This is a genomic window from Candidatus Allofontibacter sp., from assembly GCF_040404065.1.
Classification (GTDB): Bacteria; Pseudomonadota; Alphaproteobacteria; order Pelagibacterales; family Pelagibacteraceae; genus Fontibacterium.
The window spans coordinates 581,133-604,077 of sequence record NZ_JBBAJM010000001.1; the positions used below are offsets into that span (position 1 = coordinate 581,133).

Annotated in this window: 21 protein-coding genes; 13 read left to right on the plus strand and 8 right to left on the minus strand. The window is 29.1% G+C overall.

Translation table 11 applies throughout. The annotated features are described in order from the left end of the window. Positions 1 to 11 precede the first annotated feature (11 nt). Together recA and alaS are read left to right on the plus strand one after the other, a co-directional pair. Complete coding sequence (recA, locus tag AC8IG9_RS03070; RefSeq protein WP_507425354.1) at positions 12 to 1,109, plus strand: recombinase RecA; 1,098 nt, start codon at positions 12 to 14, stop codon at positions 1,107 to 1,109. 100 nt (positions 1,110 to 1,209) lie between these two features. Then, a complete protein-coding gene (gene alaS / locus AC8IG9_RS03075) occupies positions 1,210 to 3,888 on the plus strand; it encodes an alanine--tRNA ligase (RefSeq protein WP_507425355.1) in 2,679 nt (892 codons plus the stop codon). On the opposite strand, the gene AC8IG9_RS03080 is transcribed toward alaS, so the two are convergent. Next, a complete protein-coding gene (locus AC8IG9_RS03080; protein WP_507425356.1) occupies positions 3,885 to 5,099 on the minus strand; it encodes an NADP-dependent isocitrate dehydrogenase in 1,215 nt (404 codons plus the stop codon). The genes alaS and AC8IG9_RS03080 overlap by 4 nt on opposite strands. A 63-nt stretch (positions 5,100 to 5,162) precedes the next feature. Between AC8IG9_RS03080 and AC8IG9_RS03085 the strand changes: the two genes are divergently transcribed. From AC8IG9_RS03085 to AC8IG9_RS03135, 11 genes are read left to right on the plus strand one after another with little or no spacing between them, the layout of a single operon-like run. Continuing rightward, complete coding sequence (locus tag AC8IG9_RS03085; RefSeq protein ID WP_507425357.1) at positions 5,163 to 5,813, plus strand: phosphatidylserine decarboxylase; 651 nt, start codon at positions 5,163 to 5,165, stop codon at positions 5,811 to 5,813. Between the two features lie 17 nt (positions 5,814 to 5,830). Further along, the gene (gene pssA / locus AC8IG9_RS03090) at positions 5,831 to 6,589 is read left to right on the plus strand and encodes a CDP-diacylglycerol--serine O-phosphatidyltransferase (RefSeq protein ID WP_507425358.1); all 759 of its coding nucleotides are present in this window, start codon (positions 5,831 to 5,833) and stop codon (positions 6,587 to 6,589) included. Further along, positions 6,586 to 7,485, plus strand: coding sequence for a glycosyltransferase (locus AC8IG9_RS03095; RefSeq protein WP_507425359.1), 900 nt, complete (start codon positions 6,586 to 6,588; stop codon positions 7,483 to 7,485). Before pssA ends, AC8IG9_RS03095 begins: the two co-directional genes overlap by 4 nt. A gap of 2 nt (positions 7,486 to 7,487) precedes the next feature. Continuing rightward, a complete protein-coding gene (locus AC8IG9_RS03100; RefSeq protein WP_507425360.1) occupies positions 7,488 to 8,126 on the plus strand; it encodes an RlmE family RNA methyltransferase in 639 nt (212 codons plus the stop codon). A 30-nt stretch (positions 8,127 to 8,156) separates the two neighbouring features. Beyond that, positions 8,157 to 9,611, plus strand: a complete 1,455-nt coding sequence (gene guaB, locus AC8IG9_RS03105; protein ID WP_507425361.1) for an IMP dehydrogenase — start codon at positions 8,157 to 8,159, stop codon at positions 9,609 to 9,611. Positions 9,612 to 9,613: 2 nt separating this feature from the next. Then, on the plus strand, positions 9,614 to 10,039 hold the full coding sequence (locus tag AC8IG9_RS03110) for a tetratricopeptide repeat protein (RefSeq protein ID WP_507425362.1): 426 nt from the start codon (positions 9,614 to 9,616) through the stop codon (positions 10,037 to 10,039). After that, the gene (gene guaA / locus AC8IG9_RS03115; RefSeq protein WP_507425363.1) at positions 10,039 to 11,601 is read left to right on the plus strand and encodes a glutamine-hydrolyzing GMP synthase; all 1,563 of its coding nucleotides are present in this window, start codon (positions 10,039 to 10,041) and stop codon (positions 11,599 to 11,601) included. Before AC8IG9_RS03110 ends, guaA begins: the two co-directional genes overlap by 1 nt. Continuing rightward, positions 11,592 to 12,398: a 3-methyl-2-oxobutanoate hydroxymethyltransferase gene (gene panB, locus AC8IG9_RS03120; RefSeq protein ID WP_507425364.1), complete on the plus strand. Its 807-nt coding sequence runs from the start codon at positions 11,592 to 11,594 to the stop codon at positions 12,396 to 12,398. Before guaA ends, panB begins: the two co-directional genes overlap by 10 nt. 5 nt (positions 12,399 to 12,403) lie before the next feature. Further along, the gene (locus AC8IG9_RS03125; RefSeq protein WP_507425365.1) at positions 12,404 to 13,039 is read left to right on the plus strand and encodes a tetratricopeptide repeat protein; all 636 of its coding nucleotides are present in this window, start codon (positions 12,404 to 12,406) and stop codon (positions 13,037 to 13,039) included. After that, entirely contained in the window at positions 13,036 to 14,334 is a 1,299-nt protein-coding gene (locus AC8IG9_RS03130) for an outer membrane protein assembly factor BamB family protein (RefSeq protein WP_507425366.1), read from the plus strand. Before AC8IG9_RS03125 ends, AC8IG9_RS03130 begins: the two co-directional genes overlap by 4 nt. Positions 14,335 to 14,342: 8 nt before the next feature. Further along, complete coding sequence (locus tag AC8IG9_RS03135; protein ID WP_507425367.1) at positions 14,343 to 15,170, plus strand: GTPase; 828 nt, start codon at positions 14,343 to 14,345, stop codon at positions 15,168 to 15,170. 2 nt (positions 15,171 to 15,172) lie between these two features. Here the strand turns inward: AC8IG9_RS03135 and purF are convergent, their stop codons facing one another. The 7 genes from purF to rpsR all read right to left on the minus strand — a co-directional run bounded on the left by purF (position 15,173) and on the right by rpsR (position 22,939). Further along, on the minus strand, positions 15,173 to 16,624 hold the full coding sequence (purF, locus tag AC8IG9_RS03140; RefSeq protein ID WP_507425368.1) for an amidophosphoribosyltransferase: 1,452 nt from the start codon (positions 16,622 to 16,624) through the stop codon (positions 15,173 to 15,175). A 6-nt stretch (positions 16,625 to 16,630) separates the two neighbouring features. Then, positions 16,631 to 17,179: a CvpA family protein gene (locus AC8IG9_RS03145; RefSeq protein WP_507425369.1), complete on the minus strand. Its 549-nt coding sequence runs from the start codon at positions 17,177 to 17,179 to the stop codon at positions 16,631 to 16,633. Then, positions 17,172 to 19,625 carry an efflux RND transporter permease subunit gene (locus tag AC8IG9_RS03150; protein WP_507425370.1) on the minus strand — a complete coding sequence of 818 codons (2,454 nt, stop codon included), beginning with the start codon at positions 19,623 to 19,625 and terminating at the stop codon, positions 17,172 to 17,174. Before AC8IG9_RS03150 ends, AC8IG9_RS03145 begins: the two co-directional genes overlap by 8 nt. Positions 19,626 to 19,627: 2 nt before the next feature. Then, positions 19,628 to 20,710 (minus strand): alanine racemase, encoded by a 1,083-nt coding sequence (gene alr / locus AC8IG9_RS03155; protein WP_507425371.1) that lies wholly within the window; start codon positions 20,708 to 20,710, stop codon positions 19,628 to 19,630. 6 nt (positions 20,711 to 20,716) lie between these two features. Continuing rightward, the gene (locus AC8IG9_RS03160; RefSeq protein ID WP_507425372.1) at positions 20,717 to 22,156 is read right to left on the minus strand and encodes a replicative DNA helicase; all 1,440 of its coding nucleotides are present in this window, start codon (positions 22,154 to 22,156) and stop codon (positions 20,717 to 20,719) included. 91 nt (positions 22,157 to 22,247) lie between these two features. Beyond that, positions 22,248 to 22,706: a 50S ribosomal protein L9 gene (gene rplI, locus AC8IG9_RS03165; RefSeq protein ID WP_507425373.1), complete on the minus strand. Its 459-nt coding sequence runs from the start codon at positions 22,704 to 22,706 to the stop codon at positions 22,248 to 22,250. Positions 22,707 to 22,708: 2 nt separating this feature from the next. After that, positions 22,709 to 22,939 carry a 30S ribosomal protein S18 gene (gene rpsR / locus AC8IG9_RS03170; protein WP_507425900.1) on the minus strand — a complete coding sequence of 77 codons (231 nt, stop codon included), beginning with the start codon at positions 22,937 to 22,939 and terminating at the stop codon, positions 22,709 to 22,711. Between the last annotated feature and the right edge of the window lie 6 nt (positions 22,940 to 22,945).

The following is a 22,945-nucleotide window of genomic DNA, read 5'->3' on the forward strand; positions in this document are numbered from 1 at the left end:
AAAGGAATAAAATGACAAAAAATACTCTTAAAGTTGTTAATACAGAAAAAACTGAAGATAAAAAAGAAAAGCAAAAAGCATTAGATGCTGCAATAAGTCAAATAGATCAAAATTACGGAAAAGGTTCTGTAATGAGATTAGGGCAGTCCCGAGTTCTTGATATAGAGTCTATATCGACGGGATCTTTAGGGTTAGATCTTGCACTTGGTATTGGAGGTCTCCCAAAAAGTAGAATTATAGAAATTTACGGGCCAGAGTCATCTGGCAAAACAACACTGTCATTACAAGTTATCGCAGAAGCACAAAAAAAGGGTGGAATTTGTGCATTTATTGATGCCGAACATGCTCTTGATCCTGTTTATGCAAAAAAATTAGGAGTTAATACAACTGAATTACTAATCTCACAACCTGATACAGGGGAGCAAGCACTTGAGATTGCTGATACTTTAGTAAGATCTGGATCTATATCTGTTTTAGTTGTGGATTCTGTAGCAGCTTTAACCCCAAGAGCAGAGTTAGAAGGCGAAATGGGAGATCATCATATGGGTTTACAAGCAAGACTAATGAGTCAGGCTTTAAGAAAATTAACCGGATCAGTTTCTAAAACAAACACCATGATTATTTTTATAAATCAAATAAGAATGAAAATAGGAGTTATGTTTGGTAGCCCGGAAACTACAGCCGGAGGAAATGCTCTTAAATTTTATTCATCTGTTAGATTGGACATTAGAAGAATAGGAGCTATTAAAGACAAAGAAGAGATAATAGGAAATCAAACAAGAGTAAAAGTTGTAAAAAATAAAGTAGCACCTCCATTCAAAGTTGTTGAGTTTGATATTATGTATGGAGAAGGCATTAGCAAAATGGGCGAGCTTGTTGATCTTGCTGCCAAGGCAAATATTATTGAAAAATCAGGTGCCTGGTATGCTTACAAAGGCGAAAAAATAGGTCAAGGTAGAGATAATGCTAGACAATACCTTAAGCTAAATCCAAAAATTGCAGCTGAAATTGAAATGGCAGTTAGAACAAATGCTAAAATAATTTCAGAAAAATTAAGCGACCATTCAGTAGAAGAAGAAAAAGAAGTTAATACTCCTGAAGAAAAGTAAGCTTAATAAATTATAATATTCCCAATACGTTAATTTAAGGCGCCTTTAAAGGCGCCTTTACCATTCTAGACATATATAAAAAAAGTTGTATCTATAAGTAATGGGTACAAAAACACTAACTGAATGCAGAAGTGCATTTAAGGAATTCTTTTTAAAAAACTCACATCAGGTTTTAGATTCTAGCCCTCTGGTTCCTCAAAATGATCCAACATTAATGTTTACCAATTCTGGAATGGTTCAATTTAAAAATGTTTTTACTGGTTTAGAAAAGCTACCCTTTAATAGAGCAACTACCTCACAAAAATGCGTAAGAGCGGGAGGAAAACATAATGATTTAGAAAACGTTGGTTATACACCAAGGCATCATACTTTTTTTGAGATGCTAGGAAATTTTTCTTTTGGAGATTATTTTAAAGAATCGGCAATACAATATGCCTGGGAATTAATTACTAAAGAATACGGAATATCAAAAGACAAGATAACAGTAACAGTTTTTCATGAGGATGATGAGGCGTTCAATCTTTGGAAAAAAATATCAGGTTTGCATGACAGTAAAATTATAAGAATTAAAACAAATGATAATTTTTGGTCTATGGGCGACACTGGACCTTGTGGACCTTGTTCGGAAATATTTTACGACCACGGAGATCATATTAAAGGCGGCCCTCCTGGCTCAATAGATCAAGACGGGAATAGATTTGTAGAAATTTGGAATTTAGTTTTCATGCAATTTGAACAAGTTTCTAAAGATAAAAGAATAAATTTACCTAAACCTTCAGTAGACACAGGAATGGGCCTAGAAAGAATTGCAGCAGTCCTACAGGGCACCTATGATAATTATCAAATAGATTTATTTAGAAACATAATTAAATCTGCAGAAAATTTTATTAACGTAAAAATTTCAAAAAAAAATATACCCAGCTATAGAGTTATTGCAGACCATCTTAGAGCAACTGCTTTTTTAATAGCAGATGGAGTATTACCTTCAAATGAGGGCAGAGGTTACGTCCTAAGAAGAATAATGCGTAGAGCTATGAGGCATGCTTTTACTTTAGGTTCTGACTTACCAATTCTTTATAAAATATTACCAACACTTGTTTCAGAAATGAGCTCTGAATATCCAGAACTCAAAAGAGCAAATTCTTTAATAACTGAAAATTTAAAATTAGAAGAAGAAAGATTTTCTTTAATGCTTAAAACTGGAATGAAAATTTTAAATACAGAGATTACTGGTATAAAAAATAAAAAACTTTCAGGAGAAGTTGCTTTTAAATTATATGATACATATGGATTTCCATTAGATCTTACGCAGGATTTTTTAAAAGATAAAAAAATTTCAGTTGATGAAGATCAATTTAATAATTTAATGTTAGTAAGTAAGAAAATTGCACGAGCGTCATGGAAAGGGTCTGGATCTGACAAAACATCAAAAATATGGTTTGAACTTAAAGAAAAATATGGCTCAACTGAGTTTTTAGGATACAATTCAGACACTTCTCAAGGAGTTATTTTATCAATAGTTGATAATGAAAAAGAAGTTAACAATTCAAAAGAAAATTCTGAAGTAGCAATCATTTTAAATCAAACAACATTTTATGGAGAGTCTGGAGGTCAGGTAGGTGACAAAGGTTATATTTATAATAATAATTTTAAATTTGAAGTAACGGATACAAAAAAAATGTTTGGCGATTTTTATATTCATTATGGAAAAGTTGTTTCAGGAGAAGTTAAAAAGGGGGATCAGGCTGATCTTAAAATTGATGTAGCCAAAAGACAGAATATAAGAGCTTACCACTCAGCAACGCATTTGCTTCATGAGGCTTTAAGAAGAACGCTAGGTAGCCATGTTGCACAAAAGGGTTCATATGTTGGACCAGATAGGTTGAGATTTGATTTTAGTCACAACAAACCTATTTCAGATGAAGAAATTTATAAAATTAATGAATGTGTAAAAAAAATTGTTGAACAGAAGTCAGACGTGCAGACACGACTTATGACACCAAAAGCTGCTGTGGCAGAAGGAGCACTGGCATTGTTTGGTGAGAAATATGGAGAAGAAGTAAGGGTATTAACAATGGGTATTGATGGTAATAAGCCTTTTTCCATAGAATTATGCGGAGGAACCCATGTAAGAAATACCTCTGAGATAGGAGAATTCTCAGTCATCGGCCAATCTCCTGTGGCAGCAGGAATAAGAAGAGTGGAAGCTTTAAGAGACCTTCAATTAAATGAATATTTAAAAAATAAAGGCCGCGAACAACAAGAGGTTAATCAAAGCAAAATAAAACAAGTAAATGAGTTAGAAAAACGAATAAAAGATTTAGGAGGAAGTATTAATGAAATTAAAGAAAGTGAGCCTTTAACCAGAACTGGTCTTTTAAAGAAAGTTTTAGAAGATTTAGAAATTAAACAAATCTTATCAGATAAGAATAAAAACGTAACGAAGGATGTTAATCATAATAAAATTAGTATTAGATTTCAAAAATTAACAGATTATCCAGTCAAAAGAATTCAGAACTTTATTGAAGAGCAAAAGAAACAACTAAATAAAAAAATGATTATTTTATATTGCTTGAATGAAGAAAAAGTCACTATTGCGGTTGGAATTACTAATGATTTAATTAATGAATATGATGCTTCTAAAATAGCTAAAGAAATTGGAATAATTTTAGGAGGAAAAGGCGGCGGCGGAAGAAAAGATTTTGCTCAAGCAAGCGGTGGATCAAATAGCTCTAAAATCGAATTTTCTTTTGAAGAAATTTTAAAAAAAATTAATTAATTTAACTCTTTTTTAAGGTTGGAATTTATAGTTTCCAAGAAATCAGTCGTAGTTTGATATTTGGCATCTTTATTAATTAAAATAGATAAATCTTTTGTCATGTAACCTTTTTCTACACTCGTGACACATACTTTTTCTAAAGTATTAGAAAATTTTATTAGTTCATCATTACCATCTAATTTTCCTCTATGAGCCAAACCTCTAGTCCATGCAAATATTGATGCGATAGGATTAGTAGAGGTTTGCTTTCCTTTTTGATGCTCTCGGTAATGTCTTGTTACAGTTCCGTGAGCGGCTTCCGCTTCAACAGTTTTTCCATCTGGCGTCATTAGTACGCTAGTCATTAGTCCCAAAGATCCAAATCCTTGAGCAACTGTATCTGACTGGACGTCACCGTCATAGTTTTTGCAAGCCCAAACATATTTTCCGCTCCACTTCATAGCACAAGCAACCATATCATCTATTAATCGATGCTCGTAAGTAATTCCTATTTCATTAAATTTATTCTTAAATTCTTTTTTAAAAATTTCTTGAAACAAATCTTTAAATCTACCGTCGTAAGCTTTAAGAATTGTGTTTTTTGTAGATAAGTAAACAGGCCATTTTCTTAAAATTCCATAATTCATACACGCTCTTGCAAAATCTCTTATAGAGTCATCAAGGTTATACATTGCAAGCGCAACCCCTGGACTTTTAAAATCAAATACTTCATGTTCAATTTTTTGCTGACCGTCTTCTGAAGTCCATTGAATTTTAAGTTTTCCTTTACCAGGGATTTTAAAGTCAGTAGCTTTATATTGATCTCCAAATGAGTGTCTTCCAATAACGATAGGATCAGTCCAGGAAGGGACTAGTTTTGGAATATTCTTACAAATTATTGGTTCTCTAAATATAGTCCCACCTAATATGTTTCTGATAGTACCGTTTGGAGATTTCCACATTTGTTTAAGGTTAAATTCTTTAACTCGAGCTTCATCGGGAGTGATTGTCGCACACTTAACGCCAACACCATATTTTTTGATAGCATTAGCAGAATCAATTGTAATTTGATCGTTAGTTTTGTCACGGCTTTCCATGCCTAAATCAAAATATTTTAAATCTATATCAAGGTAGGGAAGAATAAGTTTTTGTTTGATAAAATCCCAAATTATCCTTGTCATTTCGTCGCCATCAAGCTCAACAACAGGATTTTTGACTTTAATTTTTGACATAGTTTTTTTTGATATTAATAAAAAATATTTTTATATAGTATGTTTTTAACTAATTAAATAATTATGTTAGATATTATTTTTCCACCACTGCATAGAGAAGGTTACAGAATGTTAGCTATAGCTGTAATAATTACCATGCTGCTAATGTTAATTAATAAAGCTTTGGGCGTTGCAGGATTTGTGCTTACAGTATGGGTGTATTATTTTTTTAGAGATCCTGAGAGATACCCAATTAACGACGATAGCTATTTAGTTAGTCCAGCAGATGGAATTGTTAGTTTAATTTCCACAGTTAGAGGACCAAAAGAATTAAACATGGAAAATAATGAATACCAAAGAGTAAGTGTTTTCATGAACGTTTTTAATTGTCACGTTAACAGAGTGCCTGTTTCTGGAAAAATAGATGAAATATTTTATAAACCAGGAAAATTTATTGATGCTTCTTTAGATAAAGCCAGCGAAGACAACGAAAGAAATTTAATAAAGTATTCTAATAATTCAGGAAAAAATTTTGCAATTGTTCAAATAGCAGGTTTGGTTGCTAGGAGAATTATATGTGAAGTTAAACAGGGGCAGAATTTAAATCAGGGAGATAGAATTGGGATAATAAGATTTGGAAGCAGAGTAGATTTGTATTTTGACAATGACTATAAGTTATTAGTGAGAGAAGGTCAGACAGTGGTTGCGGGAGAAAGCTTGCTTGCAAAAATTTAAGCTATATTTTTTTTAAAATGATTCATCCAAGATATGTAGTCCCAAGTGTTATTAGCATCCTAGGTTTGTGCATTGGACTTAGTTCAATTAAATTTTCTTTAAACTCCCAATTTGAGTATGCTGTAATAGCAATCACAATAGCTTCAATTATTGATACAATAGATGGAAGAATTGCAAGATTGATAAAAGGAACTTCTAAATTTGGAGCTGAACTAGATTCTTTGATTGATTTTATTAATTTTGGAGTGGCCCCTGCAATTACTGTTTATATTTGGGTGTTAAAAGATTTAGGAAATATTGGTTGGTTATTAGTTTTATTCCATTCGGTGGCCTGCTGTTTAAGGTTAGCTAGATTCAATTTAAATATAGAAAACAAGAATGAAAAATGGAAAGAAAAATTTTTTACAGGAGTTCCATCCCCTGCGGGAGCTGGAATCTTATTGTTACCTTTAATTTTGTCATTAAGTGATTTTAATTCTAACTATAGTTATAAAAAATTAGCTATAATTTTTATAATAGCCTCAACATTTTTAATGATTAGTAAAATTCCAACATATTCTTTAAAGGGAATTAAAGTGGGAAGACCATTTTTAATATTTTTGTTATTATTAATTTCAGCTTATTTTGGTTTTTTAATAAACTACGCATTTAATACGCTCTTAATAACAGGGGCCTTTTATATATTTCTTATTCCAGTTAGCTTTATTCATTTTAAAACTATAAAAAAAAGATCTTCAAAAGAGACTAAAAGCCTTATTTCTGAAGATTTTATATGAACAATAGAGCAATAGTATCTCTAGCCGATTCTAAATATTTTGAATTATTAAATGAATTAGTTGATTCAATTTTAAGATTTAAAGAAAGCAAAGAAGTAAAAGTATGTATTTTGGATGCTGGACTTGAAACCTATCAAATAAAAATTTTAGAAAATAAGGTATATAAAATTGTTAAAGCAAAATGGGATATTCAAGTTCCGGAATATAAAGTACGTGGTAGAGAATGGTTAAAGAGTCAGGTGTCTAGAGCGTTTTTACCAGATTATTTTCCAGGTTTTGAAAAATATTTATGGATAGACGCAGATGCGTGGGTAAATGATTGGAGTTGTTTAGAAATGTATTTTAAAGGTAGTGACAACAATACCCTTTCAATTTCATCTTCAGCAGATAGATCTTACGGTAGAGTTTTAAAAGCTGACTGGATTTTTTCTAATATTGCTTTTATTAGATCGCAAAATTATAAACATGCTAAGAGTTCTGGATTTTCAAATAAAATAGCTAGAGAAGTTGCATTGAAACCCCATTTAAATATTGGTGTTTTCTGTTTAGAAAAAGATTCACTACATTGGGAAGTTTGGCAAAAAAATTTACAGGAAGCTTTAAAAAAAGGAAGAATTTTTGGTTCAGAGCAAATCGCAATGAACATAACAATTTATTGTGATAATATGAAAGTTGAAATTCTGCCAGCGTATTGCAATTGGTTTTTAATAGATAATTTAAAATACGATCAAAACAATTCTACCTTTGTAGAACCTTATCTTCCAAATCATAAAATTGGTATTATTCATTTAGCTGGAAAGACAGCTGATAAATATAGATTTGATAAGAATAATTTAATAGAGGTTAAAACCTTGGACAATCAAACTGTTAAGAAGAATATTAGGTTTATTAATTAATTTTGGAAAAGTTTAAAAACAAAAATTTAAGAGCAAGTTCTAAAAATTGGATTTCTAGACAGTCCTCAGATCCATATGCAAGGCTAGCAAAAAAAGAAGGCTATAGATCAAGATCTGCATTTAAATTGATAGATATTAATAAAAAATTTAGTTTTTTAAAAAATAATTTAAATATAATAGATTTAGGAAGTTCTCCTGGAGGATGGTCACAAGTTATAAGTAAAGTTAATAAAAATGGAAAAAATTTGTCTGTTGATATTTTACAAATGGAAAAAATAAATAATATTTCTTTCTTTAAAAAAGATTTTAACGATAGTGATTTCTTAAAATTTGCTGATGATTTTTTTAATAATTCTAAAGTAGATTTGGTTCTTTCTGATATGGCTGTAAACACAACTGGAAATCGTGATCTAGATGCATTTAAAACAAATTCCTTAGCTTTGGAGGTCGTTAGTTTGTCCAAAAATGTTTTAAAGAATAAGTCTTTTTTACTTTTAAAATTTTTTACTGGGAGAGATGACGATTTATTAATTAAAGGAGTTAAAGATTTTTTTGAAAAAATTATTAGAATAAAACCAGATTCCAGCAGAAAAGATTCAAGAGAAATGTACTTATTATGCAAAAATCTAAAAACAGTTTGACTTTAGTTTTTTTATATAATATTTTTGTACATGGAAATCCCTGAAGCTTTAACTTTCGATGATGTCTTACTAGAACCAAGACAGTCTAGTGTTTTGCCTAAAGAAGCTATTGTATCTACACAAATAACATCTTCTATTACCCTTGGAATACCTCTTATTGCTTCGGCAATGGATACCGTATCTGAATATAAATTAGCTATTGCTGTGGCTCAATCAGGAGGAATGGCATGTATCCATAAAAATATGAAAATAGAAGATCAGGTTAACCAAATTAAAATGGTTAAAAGATTTGAATCAGGAATGGTAATTGATCCAATCACAATAGACTCGGAAGCCAGCCTATTTGAGGCAACCGAATTAATGAAAAATAATAAAATTTCCGGAATCTTGGTTGTCAATAAAGGTCATAAGCTAGTTGGAATTTTAACCAATAGAGACGTTAGATTTGTGACTGATAGAAAAATTAAAGTTAGAGAATTAATGACAAAAAATTTAATTACAGCAAAAGTAGGTACGACTTTATCAGAGGCAAAAAAGATTTTATTTAAAAACAAAATAGAAAAATTAATCATTGTTGATAATAGCTTTAAATGCAAAGGACTAATCACTGTAAAAGATATTCAGAAATCTCAAATTTACCCGGAGGCAGCAAAAGACAAAAAAGGATCACTAATAGTCGCTGCAGCAGTGGGAGCTGGTGATGAAGGCATAGACAGGGCAATTAAGTTGTCAGAAGCTGGAGCTGATACGATTGTTCTAGATACAGCTCATGGTCATTCGTTGTCAGTATTAAAAACATTAGAAAAAATTAAAAAAAATATTAAAGCTTCAGTAATTGCCGGCAATGTTGCCACTGCTGATGGAGCCAAGGCCTTAGTTGATTATGGTGCTGATGCTATCAAAGTAGGAATAGGACCAGGATCAATTTGTACAACAAGAATTGTTGCAGGTGTCGGAGTTCCTCAGTTTTCCGCGATATACAATGTTGCAAAAGCAGTAAAAAATAAAAAAATTAAAATTATTGCCGATGGAGGAATTAGGTATTCAGGAGATATTGCTAAAGCAATAGGAGCGGGAGCAGATGCTGTTATGATAGGATCTTTGTTTGCAGGCACAGAAGAAAGTCCAGGCGATGTTTTTTATTATCAGGGCAGAAGTTATAAATCTTATAGGGGAATGGGATCAATAGGAGCTATGTCTAGAGGTTCAGCTGATAGATATTTTCAAGAAGAGATTAGCGATTCACTAAAATTAGTACCTGAGGGAATTGAAGGAAGAGTGCCTTATAAAGGTCCAGTAAGAACAGTTATTCATCAGCTCATAGGAGGACTAAAAGCTTCGATGGGTTATATTGGTGCAAAAAATATTTCTGAATTAAAAAGTAGGGCAAAATTTGTTAAAATTACAAACTCGGGGTTAAAAGAAAGCCATGTACATGATATACAAATTACAAAGCAATCTCCTAATTATCCCTTTGAAAGTTAATTATGAAAAAAATTAGTCGATTTATAATATTAGTATATTTTATAAGTTTAGATTTTTCAGTTAAAGCTGCAAATACTGATTATTATAATCAGGGTATAAATTTTTTTAATTTGAATAATTATAAGGAAGCAAAATTTTATTTTGAAAAAGACATTGTATTTAATATTAAAAATGAAAAGTCTTACTTATACTTGTCTAAAATAGCTTTAATTGAAAAAGATAAAGTTCAGGAAAAAAACTATTTAGATACAGTATTAGTTATCAATCCAAAAAATGAAGAAGCACTATATTTGAAAATTTTATTAAATGTTGATGAAGGCGATTTTAAAAAAGCACAAGAATCAAATTTAATTTTTGGGAAAGTATGTAAAGATTTATGTTCAAAGAAAAGCGATTTATCGAAAATGATTATTGTCGATAAAAAATAATGAAGGATATTTCCAGTTTAAATAAAATAATTATTGTAGATTTTGGATCGCAAACCACTCAACTAATAGCAAGAAGAGTACGAGAATTAGGAGTCTACTGCGAGATTATTAGTTGTTATAAAACTAAAAATTTAACTAATGAAGATAATTTAAAAGGAATTATTTTATCTGGTGGTCCTTTATCTATTACAAAAAATTTATATTTAGGAATTCCAAAACAAATATTAGCTTTTAACAAACCTATATTAGGTATTTGTTATGGACATCAGTTATTAGCAAGAGAGTTTGGTGGAGTTGTTAAGAATCAGAAAAAAAGTGAATTTGGAAGATGTTATGTTTTTAAGAATAAGCCTTCAGAACTTACAAAAAATTTTTTTGATAAAAAAAACACAACACAAGTATGGATGAATCATACAGACGTAGTTAAAAAATTGCCAAAAGGTTTTGAGGGTATCGCTTCTAGCGATAATTATAAGTATACAATAATTCAAAATTTAAAAAAAAATATATACGGAGTTCAATTTCATCCGGAAGTTATACACACTATTAAAGGCTCTATTTTATTTAAGAATTTTTTATTTAATATTTGTAAATTAAAAAAAAATTGGAATTCAAGAAATCAGATTAGTTATTTAATTAAAAATATAAGATCAGAAGTAAAAAATGAAAATGTTCTATGTGCATTATCAGGTGGGGTGGATAGCAGTGTTTTGGCTGCTTTATTATATAAAGCAATAGGAAAAAGACTTCATTGTTTTTTTATAAACACTGGATTGTTAAGAAAAAATGAAGCGCTAGAAGTTATTAACGTATTTAAAAAGAATTATAAAATTAAGTTGAATTATGTTGATGCATCTAAAGATTTTCTAAATGCATTGCATAATGTTTCAGACCCAGAAACAAAAAGAAAGATTATAGGAAGAGTTTTTATTAGAATCTTTGAAAAAGAATCAAAAAAATTTAAAAATATTAAATATTTAGCACAAGGAACTTTATATCCTGATGTAATAGAAAGTCAGAGTCATCATGGAGGACCATCATCAGTAATAAAATCTCATCATAATGTTGGGGGACTTCCAAAAAAAATGAAATTTACTTTAGTTGAACCATTTAGAGAACTATTTAAAGATGAAGTTAGAAACATTGGAATTAATTTAAAATTATCTAAAGAAATTATTTTCAGACATCCGTTCCCAGGTCCCGGGTTAGCAATTAGAATTCCTGGGAAAATTGATAAAGTTAAAATTAAAATTTTACAAGAAGCTGATAATATTTTCATTAGTGAGCTGAAAAAAAGAAATCTCTATAATAAAATTTGGCAAGCTTTTACCGTTCTTTTGCCTATTAAGACAGTAGGTGTCATGGGTGATTTTAAGACATATGATTTTGTATGTTCTTTGAGAGCAGTAACATCCCTGGATGGAATGACCGCGGACTTTTATCACTTTAAAAATAAAGACTTAGGTGAAATTTCTAATAAAATTATTAATAATGTAAAAGGTATCAATAGAGTTGTTTATGATATCACTTCCAAGCCACCTGCTACAATTGAGTGGGAATAAAATTTATGAAGAAGAAGTTAAGTATAAACAATATCAAACTTAAAAAATTCAAGAAACCACTAATTTGCTTAACTGCCTATACAGCACCAGTTGCAAAAATATTGGACAAATATTGCGATGTAATTTTAGTTGGAGATTCTGTTGGAATGGTTTTGCATGGCATGAAGTCAACTAGAGATGTTAATCTAGAAATGATGATCATGCATGGAAAAGCAGTCAAAAGATCTATCAAGAATAGTTTATTAGTTATTGATATGCCTTTAGGAACATATGAAAAGAATCCAAAAATCGCCTTATTAAATGCAAAAAAAATTATGAAAGAAACAAGATGTGATGCCGTTAAACTTGAGGGCGGAGATAGAATTTATAAAACTATAAATTATTTAGTTAAAAATAATATTCCAGTAATGGGCCATGTTGGTCTACTACCTCAAAGTGTAAAAAAGGAATCCGATTACAGAGTTCAAGGGAGAGATTATTTAAGTTTTAACCAGATTATAAATGATGCAATAAAAATACAGCAGGCAGGAGCCTTTTCTATCGTAATAGAGTGTGTACCTAAAAAACTTGCTGATAAGATTTGTAATGCTGTTAAAATACCTACTATAGGTATAGGAGCTTCAGAAAAGTGCGACGGGCAAGTACTAGTTACTGAGGACATTTTAGGTTTTTCTGAGAAAACAGCTAGATTTGTCAAAGTATACGATGATTTTAAATCTAGAATAGATCTTTGTGTAAGAAAATTTGTAAAAGATTTAAAAACTAATAATTTTCCAAATTCCAAAAACTTATACTAAATATTATGAATGAAATTATTAATGAAATTAATGATGATTTAAAAAAAAATAAATTTTTAAATTTATTTAAGAAATACAAATATAAAATTACTATTTTTTTAATTTTATTTTTTTTTATAATATTTTTTTTTGTAGGAAAAAATATTTTATTTGAAAGCAGAGCTAAAAAAGCTACACAAGAATATGTATTTATATTAAATCTTATTTCTGAAAAAAAGAATGACGAAGCGAAAAAAAGATTAGAAGATTTAAAAAATTCAAAAATTAATATTTATAAAGTTTTAGCAATATCAAAATTATTAGAATTGTCTAAAAATGATAAAAATAAGCAGATTTCATTACTAGATGAGGCTATTTCAGGAAACATTGACAGAAATGATAAAGATTTATTTAAAATAAAAAAAGCTATACTTATTTTTGAATCGTCAGACGAGAATAATTTTTTTAATTTATTAAATCCTAGTGATTTTAAACATTCTCCTTGGAAGATTTTATCTCTAGAAATGCTTGGAGATTTTTATTTAGATAGAGTACAAAAAAATAAAGCTAAAGATATTTATAATCAAGTTTTAAAAATAGAAAATATTCCTGAACTTTTTAAAAAAGAATTAGAAAAAAAAGTAAAGGCCTTAATTAAATGAGATTAATTTTATTATTTGTTATCTTTTTTATTTACTCATGTTCATCTGATAAAGATAATAAAGTTGACCTTGAAACTTTTAAAAAGCAAGGTGAAAAAATAAACGTTTTTGAGTCAAATAATTTATTTGATAAAGAAATAGATTCCAAAAGTATCTTGCAATTTAATCAACCTCAGTTAAATAAAAAATGGAACTATGAGCATTTTTCATCAAATAATTTTTATGAACATTTTGTTTTTGATGGAAAGTTTGATGACATTTTTAAAAAAGATATTGGAGATTATGTTAACAAAAATAATGATGATGGATCGTTAGTAGTCTCTGAAAACTTTATTTTCTTTGCAGATGAGAAAGGAAAAATATATAAATTTGATTTAGTAAATCGTAAGATTGTTTGGGAATTAAAAATATACGATAGTTCTTACAATAATTATCCTAAAAATATTACCATGCTTTTAAATGGAGAATTTTTATATGTTGCGGATAATTTAGGATTTGTTTATTCAGTTAATACTGAAACTGGAAAGACGTTGTGGCAGCAAAATTATGGAATTCCATTTTCTTCTCATCTTAATTATTACAAGAATGTTCTGTACGTAGTAAATCAGAACAGTAGACTTTATGCATTTGATCCTGTGGATGGTCAAAAAATATGGAGTTTTGAATCTTTGTCTGGGTTAATAAAGCCAGCTAAATCAAGTAGCATTTCTATTTACGATAACAAACTACTCTTTTCTAATGATGTGGGAGATGTAACGGCAATCGATTTAGAGAAACAAGTTATTTTGTGGAATAGAAATATTTTATCTCAAAATAATATCTCTACTAATTTAGTTTTTAAAATATCTAATATTTTAATTGATAAAAAGGATGTTTATGTTTCTTCTAATAGTGGTGATTTATTAAATCTTAATATTCAAACAGGTGAAATAAAGTGGTCATATAAATTATCCTCTGTTCAAAATCATATTATTAACGAGAAATATTTGTTTGTTTTAACTGAAAATGGATTTGTAGTAGCTTTTAATAAAAACAACGGAACCATTTTGTGGTCTTTAAACTTAAACAAAATTATTAAAGATCTTAAAGATCCAGTTGAGTATTACGGGTTAATATTAGCATCTAATAATTTACACTTAACATCATCCAATGGAAATATTTTTAAAATAACAGCAGTAGATGGAAAATACGTTATGCATAAAAGAATTAACAGTGAACTATCAAGAGGTCCTATCATAGTTGATAACAATATATTAATTCTTAATCATTCTTCAGAGTTAATTTTAGTTAAATGATGAATAGCATGTCTTCAGGAGTAATTACACTTGCAATAGTGGGCAAACCTAATGTCGGAAAATCTACTTTTTTTAATAAAATAATAAAAAAAGAATTATCACCAGTTAGCGAAGTACCAGGAACAACAAAAGATTTATTTGTTGAGGACATTACATATAAAAATCGAATTTTTAAGATTATAGATTCTGGAGGATTAAAAAGAAAAGGAAAATCAAAATCAGATGAACAGCAGTATATTACTCAAGAAAGTTTAAAAGCTATTTATCAGGCAGATATTGTTTTATTTATGATTGAAGCTGATAAAGAGTTTACAAAAACAGATAAGCAAATTTGTAGAATGGTATTAGATAAAGGTAAAGGATTAATATTTTTAATCAATAAAATTGATTTAGTAGATGAATTAAAAAAAATTAAAAATGAATATGTTTATTATATTAAAAATTTATTTTCTGATGCTTCTATTGCTGATCCAATTAGTATTTGTTCTTTAAAATTAGAATTTCCTAAAAAAATATTTGATGAAGCTATAAATATTCATTATCGTTTAAGAAAGAGTTTTGAGACCAAAGAATTAAATACAGCTTTAAATGCACTTATAGATAAAAATAAAATTCCTATATATTCAAGATTTCGCCCAAAAATAAAATATATTAAGCAAGTAAGTAGCAGACCAATAATATTTAAAATTTTTGGCAATCAAGTTAATAAGATTTCTTCAGATTATCAAAAGTATTTAGCAAAAGGCTTAATTAAGAAATTCAATATAAAAGGATTTAAGATTTTTTTAAAATTTGTTAGTTCGGAGAATCCTTTTGGTTTAAAAGGAAAAAAATAAGATTATCTAATATTACTTAACAAGGACAATTGATTATCTTTTCTATCTCTTATTGTTTGATCTAAAGGCACTACCGGGTAATCGCCCGTGAAGTAATGATCAGTAAATTCTGGGGCTAAATTGTTACGTTTTGAGAAGCCCATAGCTATGTAAATCCCGTCTATTGATAGGAAACCCAAGGTTTTTACACCAATATATTTAGTCATTTCTTCTAGAGACATATTTGAAGCTAGAAGTTGATCTTTATCAGGAGTGTCTATTCCGTAATAGTCTGGGTATAGAATAGGAGGACAAGCTATTCTCATATGAACTTCTTTTGCTCCAGCTTCATACATCATTTGAACTATTTTTTTTGAAGTAGTTCCTCTTACTATTGAATCATCTATTAAAATTATTCTTTTATTTTTAATTAGAGATCTATTAGGGTTATGTTTTAATTTGACGCCTAACTGCCTTATTTGCTGGGTTGGCTCAATAAATGTTCTGCCAACATAATGATTTCTAATTAAGCCTAATTCAAAAGGGATTTTTGATTGAACAGAATAGCCAATTGCAGCTGGAATACCAGAATCAGGTACTGCTGATACTAGATCGGAATCTATATACGTCTCTTTAGCTAGCTGTTCTCCAAAATTTTTTCTAAATTCATAAACACTTTTTCCAGACATAATACTGTCAGGTCTTGCAAAATAAATATATTCAAAAATGCAAGGACGGGCTTTTATTTTTGGAAAAGGTTTAATACTTTCCACACCTGCACTTGTAATGACTACGATTTCACCATTTTCTATTTCACGTACGAAAGTTGCTCCGATTATATCTAAAGCACACGTTTCAGAAGCAAGCACATAAGATTTTTCTAATTTTCCAAGAACTAAAGGTCTTATACCGTAAGGATCTCTTACACCAATTAACTTCTTGTTTGTAAGCATAACAAGAGCGTACCCACCCTGTATTTGAAACAAAGAATCTATAATTTTATCAATTGTTTTTAATCGTTTAGAACGTGCAATCAGTTGCACTATTGTTTCGGTATCAGAAGTGGTTTGAAATATAGCTCCATCTTTTATCATTTTTTCTCTTAATATAATTGAATTAGTAAGATTTCCATTATGAGCAATACTAATACCCCCGGTATACAAATCTGCAAAAAATGGCTGCACATTTCTTAGTACGGGAGCACCTGTAGTTGAGTAACGATTATGTCCTATTGCAAAATTGCCAGGTAATTTTTGTATTGTCGTTTCTTTTGTAAAATTATCCCCAACTAAACCAAGTCTTCTTTCCGAAAAATAATTTTTACCATCATATGAAACAATACCGCATGATTCCTGTCCTCTGTGTTGTAAGGCATGAAGACCTAAGGCAGCCAAAGCAGAGGCGTCCGGATGATCGAAGATACCAAAAACTCCACACTCTTCTTTTAATTTATCAGCGTTGAGATCTAGTTTCATAAAAATTTATTTACTTAACTTTTTCTTTGTTTCATCTGTATATTCGCTGCTAAATAAAATCTTTTCATCAAAAATTTTTCTTCCGTATTCAATGGTATTATATGAAGACCCAGTTTTGAGAACGATAGTCCATTTATCATATGTATAAATATAATTGGATAGACTCAGAATTATAACACAATAAAAGTAACCCGTAATCCCTCCAAATATAAAACCGAACAATTTATCAATGCCACCCAAACCATCCCATTTTAAAGAGCTTCCAATAACTTTTCCTATGATTATCAAAAAGAATAAACTTAATAAAAACACAATTACCCCAGCAAAAGTTTTTGCTGAGGATTCATTTTCTATTATTTTATTAACGTAGGGAAAAAAATAAGGAATAGAAAATTTTGCAATTAAAAAAGCAATTACCCACTTAAATAAATGAATTAGACTTAATACAAAACCTCTTTTTGTTGAGGTGATGATGTTAAGCAAAACTATAATAGCAGCAATAATATCAAATAAGTTTAATTTGTCCGTTTGAAAAAAATTTAGAAAACTATCCATTCTTAAATGGTTTAGTTATTAAAAGAAGAAGAGGCATAATAGTTAAAGAAAGAATTAAAGCAGCAAATATAGCAATTCCAATTAAAATACCAAAATTGATCGTTGGATTAAAATTAGACAGCACCAATATTGAAAACCCAAATATAATTGTAAGTGCAGCTATCACAATAGATCTGCCAACAGTTTCATGACAAGCTATAATAGTTTTTTTATAATCTTTGTGGATAGCAAATTCTGATTTGAAACGATTTATATAATAAATACCTGCTCTTGTTCCAATGCCCATCACTATCGTAGCAATAGTTATTGTCATCATATCTAAAGGTATTTTTAAAAAACCGAGACTTCCTAATATTAACATAGAAGCCACCATGTCAGGAGCCGAAGCAATTAAACTTAATTTCCAAGATCTAAATAATATAAATAAGGCAAGAAGAATTCCAAAATAACTGAAACTCAATGTTTGAATTTGAGATTTATATAAACTTTGCAATTGGTTATTAAATAAAACAAAAACACCAGTAACTTTAAAATCGTCTTTTGATAATTTAAGATTTTCTTCTAGGTGTTTTTGTATTTTTTTTAAAAGCTCTTTTCTATTTAAGTTCGGGTTAGAATCCACAACTCTTACTGAAAATCTCGCTTCATTATTTTCAATTGAAATATAAGGAGAAACTATATTCTTTTTTATATCGTCTGGTAATTTACTATAGAGAATGGCCATCTCCAACGAACCAAGTTTTTTATTGTCATTAATCTTTTCACCCATCTGAATTACTGAATAGAAAGAAAGAACCTTGCCAATTTCAGGTAAACTTTCTAAATATTTATGTACATTTGTGATTGTTCCAGTTCTAAAATTTGTAAACCAGTAACTATCTTTAAATTCATCTGAGCTAGAAGTTTCAAAAAAGTCATCACTAGAATCTTTTTTAGAAGAGCTATCTTTAAATTTAACAATAATTTCTAAAGGTGTTGTGCCACCTAATTTTTCGTCAATTAGTTTCATACCTTTATAAATTTCAGTGTCTTTATTGAAATAATTTATAAAACTATTTTCAACGGTAATTTTAGAAGAACCGTAAAAGCTAGCCACCAATATTGCTGCTGAAGAAAATATAATTAATAATTTTTGGTTAATTGCAAAATTAGCTAAATTTTTAAAAAATTTAGAATCTTTTACCTTATCTAACTTGGTAATTTTTGGTTTAAATTGAATTATTAAAGTAGGCAACAAAATCATAGTAACTAACATTGAGATGATAAGACCAACACTCATCATATAACCAAAATCTATTACAGGTCTTATGTCGCAAAAAATGAACGACAAGAAACCTATGATAGTAATGAAAACACCGTAAAGTATAGATTGAAAAATTCCGTTTGCCGTTAATTCAGTAAGCTCAGTTTCTTTTTTTTTCGGATATAGATTCTGAAACTGTTTATATCTTTGAATGTAGTGAATATTAATTTCCATAGTAAGAACTAACATTATGGAAATAAAGTTCGATGATATGACTGTCACTTTCCAATTGAGATATCCAAGAGTTCCGATCATGAGAGCAATAGATACTAAGCAACTTAAAAGTGGAAAGATGACCCATTTAATATCCCTGAAAATAATCCAAAGAGTGATAAGCATAAATATAAAAACTCCAGATCCAAAAATTACGATATCTTTTTTAACGTAATTAATTAGATCCTCAACGATCATCGGTATGCCAGATAAATTTATGCCAGCTTTAGATTTGTAATTTGCAATATGAGATCTTATTTCTGCATTGTAATCTTCATATTCTTTATTTCTTTGTTTTTTTAATTTCTCTAAATAAATTGAATGTTTTTCGATTTGAATCTTATCTTCAGTCGTTAGTTGATTTTTTTGCTTCTTGTCTAAGAAGTTTTTATTTAACTTTAGAGCTGATAAATATTCTTGATTATCTTTAATATAAACAACTATTCCAAAAACAGATGCGTCGTCATTAATAATTAATTTTTTATATACTGGACTATTTTTTAACTCTCGAAGAGCTTTGTTAAAATCAACGTCCTTACTAGTGATATATTCAATATCTTTAATTTTTTCTATTAAAGGTTTATCGGAACTTTCAAAGAGAGGACTATTAAGTACACTAATAGTCTTACTTACCCATTTAAAATTATTAATTTCATCAACAAATTTTTTAAATTCTTTAATATTACTTTTATTAAGTGGCTGTTTGGGAGAGTAGGTGACAACAAAAAAATCTTCAGAAGCGTAACGTTCATTAACAGATCTTAAATAATTAAGATCTGGGTCATTTTCTATTAAAAGAGTATCAGCAGAGGCATCTAATTGAAATTTTTTACTTTGGAAAAAAGCTATGGATAATAAAATTAATAAAAAAATAAGTATTAGCTTAGGTTGTTCTAATATTTTTTTATAAATTGAGCTGATGAATTCCATTTTTAATTAACGTAAACTTTTTCGCATCTATCGGAAATAGAGGTAATAATGTCGTAAGGAGAAGTATCAGATATTCTTGCAAAATCATCCAAAGATATATTTTTGCCAAACACCTCTAAATAATCACCAATTTTTATTTTATTTTTAACTTTAGTAATATCAATAATCATTAAATCCATTGAGATTCTGCCTATCATAGGAAGTTTAGTATTTTTATAAAATACATGACCGATGTTAGATATTTTGATTTTAACACCATCTGCGTATCCAAGCGGTATTGTTGCTGTAACCGTATCTTTTTTGGCTTTGTAGGTTTGGTTATAGCCAGCTGTTTCTCCTTTTTTTAAAGAATTAATTTGAATCACTGGCGATATCAAAGAAACTACATTTTTTAGTTTCTTGTTAAAGAATAATTTTCCACCATATAAGGCAATTCCAGGTCTCACTATATCAAAATGATAATCTTTCCCCAAAAATATTCCTCCCGAAGCAGCTAGACTAAATTTACAGTTTTGAAAATGAAACATTGATTTAATTTTCAAAAATTTATTTTTTTGAACAGCATTATATTTGCTCTTTTTTTCATCAGCGCTTGCAAGGTGAGTTGTTATTAAAACTTCTTTAAATTTTTTAAGTGTAGATCGATCATTAAGTACTTTTAGAATGTCTTCACTTTGCATGCCAGATCTACACATTCCAGTATCAACTTGAATAGCTAATTTTTTAAAATATTTTTTTTTATTTAAAAAGCTTGTCCATTTTTTAAACTGTTCATACGTATTGAGCACAGGTATAAATTTATTTTTAAAAAATATTTCTTCTTCATTCTTATTTAGTCCATTAGCTACATAAATGTTAATATCAGAAATATTTTTTTTAATCTTTAAAGCCTCAATAATGTTTGCAACCCAAAAATCTTTACATTTATTCCTGACTAAAAATTTTGCTATGGGAATATCTCCAAGGCCATAAGCGTTTGCTTTAATTACAGGACAAATATCTTTTTTAGAAAATTTTTTTACGATATTAAGGTTGTTCTTAATATTTTTTAAATTAACAATTACTTTTGAATGCGAATATTGCATTCATGATTAATTATCAAATTTTATATTATTTGCATCTTTAAACTTAGTATAAGCGCTCTCGAATTCTAAGTAGATTATACCTGTAGGGCCATGTCTCTGTTTACCGATTATTACTTGGGCTTGATTATGAACTTGGCTCATTTTTTCTTGCCAAGTTATATGCTCAGCTGTTCCAGCTTGAGGTTCACTTTTTTCCAAATAATATTCTGGTCTGTAGACAAACATAACAACATCAGCGTCTTGTTCTATTGATCCAGATTCTCTAAGATCAGATAATTGGGGTTTTTTATCATCTCTCTGCTCAACAGCTCGAGACAATTGAGACAATGCCAATACAGGAACACTTAATTCTTTGGCGAGCGCTTTTAGCCCCTGAGTTATTTCTCCTATTTCCTGCACTCTACCTTCATACTTAAAATTTCCAGTGGTCATTAATTGTATATAGTCCACCACAATTAAATCCAATCCGTGAAGTCTTTTAATTCTTCTTGCTCTATTTGCTAATGTTGAAATTTTAATAGCTGGAGTTTCATCTATATAAAGTGGTAGGTCATTAATATTTTTCGACGCTTCAATAAATTTTTCTAGATCCTCTTGGGTAATTTTTCCTCTTCTTATATCATTAGATCTAATCCTTGATTGCTCAGCTAGTATTCTGGTTGATAATTGTTCTGAAGACATTTCCAAAGAAAAGAAAGCAACAGAAGATTTTCCTTCTTTATTTTCCATAATTTTTTTTGCCGCATGAAAGGCAATATTGGTTGCAAGGGCAGTTTTGCCCATAGAAGGTCTACCAGCGATAATTACTAAATCTCCTTTGTGCATTCCACCAAGTCTTTCATCTAGATCCCGAAGACCCGTTGGAACACCCACAATGCCATCATCATTTTTAAAGGCACGCATGGCCATATCAACAGTTTCTCCAAGTGCTTTTTCAAAGGACATATACGATCTGTCAAATTTTCCTCTTTCAGCAAGATCAAAAAGTTTTTTTTCTGTTCCTTCAATTAATTGTTCGGCAGTAGTTTCTAGATTCTTATTATTAGCTTCCGTTAATGTATTTTCGGATAACTCAATAAGTTTTCTTCTTAAATGAAGATCGTAAATTACTTTCGCATAATCTTTCGCTTGAAAAGCTGACGTAGATAATCTTGTAAGTTTTGCAATATATTCATTGCCACCTAATTCTTTTAGCGATTGATCGTTTTCTAGGTAATTTTTTAAAGTAATAGGACTTGCAAGCAATCCTTTGCTTATTAATTTATTTAAATAATGAAAGATTTTTTGATGAATTGGATCAAAGAAAATATTTTCATTAACAATAATAGAAATTTCATCAAAAATTTCATTATTTACCAAGATTGAACCTAATATTATTTGTTCAGCTTCTATATTATTAGGTAATTCTTTTGCGGTATTTAAAATTCTAATATTTTCTGCGCTCACAGAAATATTTAATTTTATTTATAAGATGAGTATAGAATAATTTTTTATTCTATTAGGATAGATTAATGTGGATAAGTTAATAACTCTAGGGCTAAACGATTTTTTCAACTGATACAACTTTAACTTTTATTAAAGCCTGAACATCTGCGTGTAAATTTATTATTACTGTATAGTCTCCTATTTTTTTAATCTGTTCTTTTAGCTCAATCATATTTGGTAAAATATTTTTAAAGTTATGAGTTTCTAAATTTTGTATAATTTCTTTTATAGTTAAAGAGCCATATAGAGCACCACCTTCCATAGCATTTTTAGTAATTTTAAGTTCAAATTTATCAATTTCTTTTTGAATTTTTGAAGCCTCATTTTTTAATTCATTATTTTTCTTATTTAATTCTTCTTTTCTTTTTTCAAATATTTCTAAATTTTCTTTTGATGCTATTAAAGCTTTATTGTTTCTTAGAAGATAGTTTCTGGCAAAGCCATTAGCAACTTTTACTTTACTTCCAATCTTTCCTAATTTTTTAATATTTTCTAAAAGTATAACTTCCATAATTAATCCGCCACAAATGGTAATAAAGCTAATATTCTAGCTTTTTTAATTTCATTAGATAATTCTTTTTGCTTTGCGTAACAAACAGATGTTATTCTACTAGGTAACATTTTTCCTGTTTCTGAAATATATTTTTGAAGTAACTTTAAGTTTTTATAATTTATAGCAGGCGCGTCTTTAACGCTTAAAGGACAATCTCTTGTAAATTTAGTTGTCGCTTTTTGAAAAAGCATTAAATT

Bases quoted from the DNA above. Each gene is read 5' to 3' on its own strand.
- alr (WP_507425371.1), bottom strand. From the start codon at position 20,710: ATGCAATATTCGCATTCAAAAGTAATTGTTAATTTAAAAAATATTAAG.
- AC8IG9_RS03125 (WP_507425365.1), top strand. From the start codon at position 12,404: ATGAATGAAATTATTAATGAAATTAATGATGATTTAAAAAAAAATAAA.
- guaA (WP_507425363.1), top strand. From the start codon at position 10,039: ATGAAGGATATTTCCAGTTTAAATAAAATAATTATTGTAGATTTTGGA.
- rplI (WP_507425373.1), bottom strand. From the start codon at position 22,706: ATGGAAGTTATACTTTTAGAAAATATTAAAAAATTAGGAAAGATTGGA.
- recA (WP_507425354.1), top strand. From the start codon at position 12: ATGACAAAAAATACTCTTAAAGTTGTTAATACAGAAAAAACTGAAGAT.
- guaB (WP_507425361.1), top strand. From the start codon at position 8,157: ATGGAAATCCCTGAAGCTTTAACTTTCGATGATGTCTTACTAGAACCA.
- purF (WP_507425368.1), bottom strand. From the start codon at position 16,624: ATGAAACTAGATCTCAACGCTGATAAATTAAAAGAAGAGTGTGGAGTT.
- AC8IG9_RS03150 (WP_507425370.1), bottom strand. From the start codon at position 19,625: ATGGAATTCATCAGCTCAATTTATAAAAAAATATTAGAACAACCTAAG.
- pssA (WP_507425358.1), top strand. From the start codon at position 5,831: ATGATTCATCCAAGATATGTAGTCCCAAGTGTTATTAGCATCCTAGGT.
- AC8IG9_RS03085 (WP_507425357.1), top strand. From the start codon at position 5,163: ATGTTAGATATTATTTTTCCACCACTGCATAGAGAAGGTTACAGAATG.
- AC8IG9_RS03080 (WP_507425356.1), bottom strand. From the start codon at position 5,099: ATGTCAAAAATTAAAGTCAAAAATCCTGTTGTTGAGCTTGATGGCGAC.
- AC8IG9_RS03095 (WP_507425359.1), top strand. From the start codon at position 6,586: ATGAACAATAGAGCAATAGTATCTCTAGCCGATTCTAAATATTTTGAA.
- AC8IG9_RS03130 (WP_507425366.1), top strand. From the start codon at position 13,036: ATGAGATTAATTTTATTATTTGTTATCTTTTTTATTTACTCATGTTCA.
- rpsR (WP_507425900.1), bottom strand. From the start codon at position 22,939: ATGCTTTTTCAAAAAGCGACAACTAAATTTACAAGAGATTGTCCTTTA.
- alaS (WP_507425355.1), top strand. From the start codon at position 1,210: ATGGGTACAAAAACACTAACTGAATGCAGAAGTGCATTTAAGGAATTC.
- AC8IG9_RS03110 (WP_507425362.1), top strand. From the start codon at position 9,614: ATGAAAAAAATTAGTCGATTTATAATATTAGTATATTTTATAAGTTTA.
- AC8IG9_RS03135 (WP_507425367.1), top strand. From the start codon at position 14,343: ATGTCTTCAGGAGTAATTACACTTGCAATAGTGGGCAAACCTAATGTC.
- AC8IG9_RS03145 (WP_507425369.1), bottom strand. From the start codon at position 17,179: ATGGATAGTTTTCTAAATTTTTTTCAAACGGACAAATTAAACTTATTT.